Origin of the sequence: Okeania sp. SIO3B5, assembly GCF_010692555.1 — a bacterium.
Taxonomy (GTDB): Bacteria; Cyanobacteriota; Cyanobacteriia; order Cyanobacteriales; family Microcoleaceae; genus Okeania.
On record NZ_JAAHHG010000572.1, the window covers coordinates 1 to 6185 of the forward strand.

The 6185-nt window shown below is 40.5% G+C and carries 2 protein-coding genes; both read right to left on the reverse strand.

Annotation, left to right across the window (positions count from 1 at the left end):
• Window positions 1-1446 precede the first annotated feature (1446 nt).
• Entirely contained in the window at window positions 1447-4116 is a 2670-nt protein-coding gene (gene adhE, locus F6K54_RS38430) for a bifunctional acetaldehyde-CoA/alcohol dehydrogenase (RefSeq protein WP_293089363.1), read from the reverse strand.
• Between the two features lie 66 nt (window positions 4117-4182).
• Window positions 4183-5493, reverse strand: coding sequence for an RNA-guided endonuclease IscB (gene iscB / locus F6K54_RS38435; RefSeq protein WP_293089365.1), 1311 nt, complete (start codon window positions 5491-5493; stop codon window positions 4183-4185).
• Between the last annotated feature and the right edge of the window lie 692 nt (window positions 5494-6185).

Consider the following 6185-nt stretch of genomic DNA (forward strand, 5'->3'; position numbering starts at 1 on the left):
TGTTGTTGCTTTGAGAACAGGTTTGGTGTGAATTTGACTTTCAATAATTTAGAATTTAGAATTACCTCTTCTTATAAATAATAGGATTGGATCAAAGGATTTTTTTTCTTTTTTATCCATGAATGGAGAGGCTTTATACCAATTTGATAAATGTTTGCTACAAATAGCTAGGTATTTATTAGAATTTCCGTTTGTCATGCTCCGCAAACAGCAATTCTGCAATCCATAATTCGTATGGGGATAGATTTAATACCATTTTTGATGTTGTAAATTATCTTTTTCGTCAAATAGACTTTATTTGAAAGTCTATTTATGATTCTTATTATTCGTAACATTCTTTTTTCAAAATGGTATTATACCTAAATTTTTCGGCAATTAATTTATAGAATAAATAAATTTTTATCTAACTAGAGGTAGGGGAAAAAATGAAATATCACGCATTTATATCTTTTTTAGAAATTTGTTGGGTTGGAGCTACTCTTTGCATTTTTAGTAGGCAAATTGGAATTTGGCGCAGACAAGTTAGAAAGAGGAAAAATATATAGCGTTAATTATCAAGTTGTAACAAGAAACAGTAGATAAAAATAATAGTTTACTCTTTATCGTTCTGTATAGCAGAAGAAAGAAGGAAGAAGGAAAAACCTTGCTTTGTCTGAGTTTTAAGCTTTTGATATTTCCTAACTTTTGCTGAAACTGCTATAAAGGTGTTACAGCGCTTTCCGTTGTTATGAGGTACACCCCGAAGCGGGCAAGATGCCCGCACTACAATATTTTCATCATTTAGCCTGTACCCTATTTGCCCGAAATATGCTGTAAATTAAAAGCCCAAGCATAGCTTATATCATGTCCGGTTGAATAGTTACACTTTGGAGGAGGGAAGGCAGAGAGCAGAAGGGAAAGAAAGGTTGAAAGGGAAAAAGTTTTTTTTGTCACTAATTATCCGGACATGATATTAATTGTTTGTAGTAGAGCTTCAGCTCCAAAACAAATCATCGGACTAAAGTCCTACGACTGGACTGACACAGCTAAAACTTTGCATTAACTTTTAATATCAAATCCGTTTAATTCGGTATAACAAAATATTCCATCTTTACCCAGATTAGGAAAGAATTCTGAGTTCTTTTCCCTTCTGAATTCTGGATTGCAGGATTGCTGAATTCTGATTCACTATCTTATTACACCGATGCTACCGGATTTGATATAATATCATGTCCGGTTTAATAATTAGACTTTGGTGGAAGGAAGGCAGCGGGAGCTGGAGGCAGGAGGCAGAAGGTTTTCTCAAGAGTGTCACCTTAATTTTATACACGCTCCGATGCTACCGGACATGATATAACTTGAAAATTCTTACTTTTGACTTTTGAATTGAATCTAATGCAGCATTTTTTTTGAGTATTGTCACCAATGGGTGCGTTACCTTATCACTAACAGCACCCTACTAACTTCTTATTTTACCGCTATTTTCTCCTGACTCCTGACTCCTGACTCCTGACTTCCATTACCATTACCATTTAACTCTCCGGAAGTAGCTAAGTCACCATGATAAGCATTAGTCAACAACTGCTTAATATCACTAATCAAAGGATAACGAGGGTTTGAACCAGTACATTGATCGTCAAAAGCTTGGTCTGCTAAATCATCTAACCTAGCAAAAAATTCAGCTTCACTCACAGAGACCACATCTTTAATAGCCTTGGGAATACCAACCTGACTCTTCAGCTCCTCAATAGCAGTAATCAACAAATCTACTTTTTCATCCTCAGTTTCCCCACCTAATGACAGATAATCAGCAATTCGAGAATAACGCCACTTAGCATTAGGATATTTATACTGGGAGAAAGTTGCTTGCTTAAATGGTGCATCAGTAGCATTGTAACGAATAATATGAGAAATCATCAAAGCATTTGCCAAACCATGAGGAATGTGGAAAATAGCTCCCAACTGATGAGCAATGGAATGACAAATACCCAAGAAACCATTAGCAAAAGCCATACCTGCCATGGTTGCAGCGTAGTGCATTTTTTCCCTCGCCTTGGCGTCATTAGCACCATTGTTATAAGCAGAAGGCAGATATTTAAAAATTAACCTAATAGCTTCCAACGCTAAACCATTAGTATATTCAGAAGCTAAAACAGAAACGTAAGCTTCTACCGCATGAGTCAAAGCATCAACTCCACCAAAAGCAGTCAAACTTTTCGGCATATTCAGCACCAACTCTGGATCGACAATAGCCATAGTTGGAGTCAAAGCATAATCTGCCAGAGGATACTTAATATTATTTCGGCGGTCAGTCACCACAGCAAAAGGCGTAACTTCCGAACCCGTACCAGAAGTAGTAGGCACTGCCACCAAAATAGCCTTCTCACCAAGAGGAGGCAGATCGTAAACCCGTTTACGAATATCCATAAACCGCATTGCCAAACCTTCAAACTCTATTTCTGGATGCTCATACATCAACCACATAATTTTGGCAGCATCCATGGGGGAACCACCACCAATGGCAATAATCACATCAGGATTAAATTTCCGCATCATTTCCAAACCACGGTTGACAGTATCAAGGGAAGGATCGGGTTCTACATCATAAAAGATGTCATATTTAACTTCAACTTCATCCAGCACATTTTCTAAACCGCGAGTCATGCCGAGTTCGTAAATGGGTTTGTCAGTGACGATAAATGCTCGTTGTTTTCCCGCCAATTCTCGCATGGCAGTAGGTAAAGCTCCATATTTAAAGTAAATTTTTGGTGGAACGCGGAACCACAACATATTTTCTCGACGTTCTGCCACTGTCTTTATATTTAATAGGTGGTGGGGTTCGACATTTTCGCTAACTGAATTACCACCCCATGTTCCACAACCGAGAGTCAAGGAAGGATCAAGGCGGAAATTATAGAGGTCCCCGATCGCTCCTTGGGAAGAAGGAGTATTAATCAAAACCCTGGCTGTTTCGACGGTATCTTCAAATCGTTTGATATGATCTGTATTGGCAGGGGAAGTATATAGAGCTGCTGTATGTCCACGTCCACCAAATTCGACTAAACTTTCGGATTTGTCTACAGCTTCTTCAAAGGTATTTGCCCGATACATTGCCAAGATAGGTGAAAGTTTTTCGTGGGCAAATGGTTCTTCTTTATTAATATCTTCTACTTCACCAATAATTACTCTGGTATTTTCTGGAATGGAGAAACCGGACATCTCGGCAATTTTTTGTACTGGCTGACCGACAATTTCTGCGTTTAACCGTCCATTGACAATAATTTTGCTCCTCAGTTTATCTTTTTCTTCTGGGGTTAAGAAGTGAGCGCCTCTAGCAATAAATTCTTCTCTGACTGTATCGTAAATACTATCTACAACTACTACTGATTGTTCGCTGGCACAAATCATGCCATTATCAAAGGTTTTACTGAGAATAATTGAAGAGACTGCCATTTTGATATGAGCAGTTTCGTCAATCAAAGCTGGTGTATTACCCGCACCAACTCCCAAGGATGGATGACCGGAGGAGTAGGCCGCTTTGACCATTCCCGGTCCACCAGTAGCTAGGATCAGTTTAATATCTGGATGCTGCATCAGTTGTTGGGATAGGGGAACAGTTGGTTCGTCTATCCAACCAATTATCTGTTCTGGTGCCCCTGCTGCAACTGCTGCTTCGAGAACTACCCTAGCTGCTTCGCAGGTGCATTTTTTTGCTCTGGGGTGAGGAGAAAATATAATTGCGTTACGAGTTTTGAGACTAATTAGGGATTTAAAGATTGCTGTTGATGTGGGATTAGTTGTGGGAACTATTCCTGCTAAGATTCCTACTGGTTCGGCGATTTTTTGAAAGCCAAAAGATTTATCTTCTTCGATAACTCCGCAGGTTTTTTCGTTTTTGTATTTGTTATAGATAATTTCTGAGGCAAAGTGATTTTTGATTACTTTGTCTTCTACTACTCCCATGCCTGTTTCTGTGGCTGCCATTTTGGCTAAGGGAATACGAGCTGCATTGGCTGCTAGGGCTGCTTTTTTGAATATGTAGTCTACTTGTTCTTGAGTATAAGTTGCGTATTTTTCTTGAGCTTGTTTTACTCTTTTTATCAGTTCTTCAAGTTCTTGCTCGTTTGTTACTTTCATAATGACCTCTTAGAAGTTTGGAAACCCCGTCGCTTTAGCGCAGGGAGGAAAAACGACACAGCGGATTTATCGGCCGTCTGAGAACGAATAGCTGTAACCATCTTTTCTTTGAACAAAAGAGCAATGTTTGAAGCTAATTCCCTCAACAGTGCCGTTCGGGGTTTTGATATTGAACGATCCACTAGAGCGAATTGCCACCCGACCGATATAAACACCAGTCTTTTTGCCACTGGGGACAATCGCTCTCACAATGTCCCCCGTTTGGAATCCTTTAATCTGCTTTACTTGTGCTGACTTGCGAACCAACTCCCCAGCCTGATTATGCCGAGGGAAGCCGTATTTATCAACTTGAATTACCTGTCGGCGGCCATGGCCAGCGGATTTGATTAACAGCGGCTGGGTCGTCAAAACTTCTAAAGCCTCAATGTTGCCCACGCAAGCAGCATCCAGCCAATGGGTTTTCAGTAGCCCCAATCGACGGCGATTGAATTTAGTCTGAGCGCCAGAACCAGTGGACACAGACAGGCCAGTAGACTTCAGGGCATTAAACAGCGCCCACCGAGACGCATTAATGGCGACAGCATCCTTTAACGGTGCTTTAGCCCTGACTAGGACACGCTTAAGCAAGTCGGGCTTGCCATTGAGAAACTGCTTTATATCCTGATTTCCTTTGGCCTGATTACAAGGTGCACAGGCCAATGTCAGATTACTAACGCAATTGCTTCCACCTTTTGACCGTGGATGAATATGCTCGATTTCCAGTGGCACGTTTTCAGCGCCACAGTAAGCACATTTGCGTCCACACTTTTCCAGCAAATACTCTCGGACTTCGTAACCTTGTAATTCGCCTTGCTGATACTCCACACCCGAAATTTCAGGATTTTGCATCTTTTGCAGATCAAACTTGACAAGCTCCTGAGCAATACTACTTACCGCGCAGAGCCGTGTTAAGCGCTTGACCCAGGTCAGTACAGTTAAAACTCTGTGCTTAAGACTTGGCGGTAGCCACCCCCTAGGACGTGTCCGGTTTAGAAATCGTGGTTGACGATAGCGAGTTTTGCGACCGCGACGGTTACGGCGCAACGACCGGCGAGACTCCAGATCGTTTTTGATTTGTTGCCCACGGTGGGTTAGTTCTGCTGCCCAGATAACCTTGTCCCCATTTAGTAGGGCGATGCCAGTGGTTTTGCTACCAGGGTCAATTTTGATCTGACAGGGTTCAGGAGTAGAATTAACCTCTTTTTTTAAGATAATGGTGAATGGGTAACACCTGAACACAGATGCCTTTCTGGACTTGAGTAATGACCTGGCTACTCCTGGGTTGCAAGGTGTCAAGGGCTGGCGATTTGTATCTAAAACGAAGACATGGTTAGACATTGTTGCGTCTGTCCTGATTACTCGTAATGTTTGCCTCGCCAATGTTGCATTTCGGCGCATCCAGATAGCACCGCTTTACCCTTCGTAAACTTTTAACTATCTGGTTTCAGAGCTTGGGACTGGCAAGCATCCCAAGGTGAGAACTTTGACTCTTAAATGCAACGTAGTCAGTTAAGACTTAGGCTGGTCAGCTACCTAAATTAACAGGGCATGAAGCCCCGTCTCTTTAGAGGAGGGTGCTGACATTCTTTCCTTGCCCTAATTTTTGATTTTTCTGGGGCTGGTTTGATATCTGTTTATATTATAGTTCTGTTCTTTTTTTGTGGGGTTGACTCGAATTATTTTCTCTATTTTTTTGTACTTTTTTTATAATTGATGACACATTTTTCTGTTTAAGATTTAGTTAAGTTTAAATTAGTATTAAATTTAAGGTAGTTATGATAGTTTTATGTATTGAAAAAAAATATTTCGATTCATAAAACAAACAAAATTTTATCAAAAAATTACCTAAATAACACGTGAGTATGAAAGCCATCGTCTTTTAAGCGATGGATGAAAGGCGAGGAGTCGGATTTTAATCCGAAGTATTTTATTTTACCGAAAAGCAACGTTGAAGGCCCCATGTTTGGACCGGGGCATGAAAATAAGGGAATCGTTGAGACTAGACAACTAAAGTTTTCCTGTGCTATTAT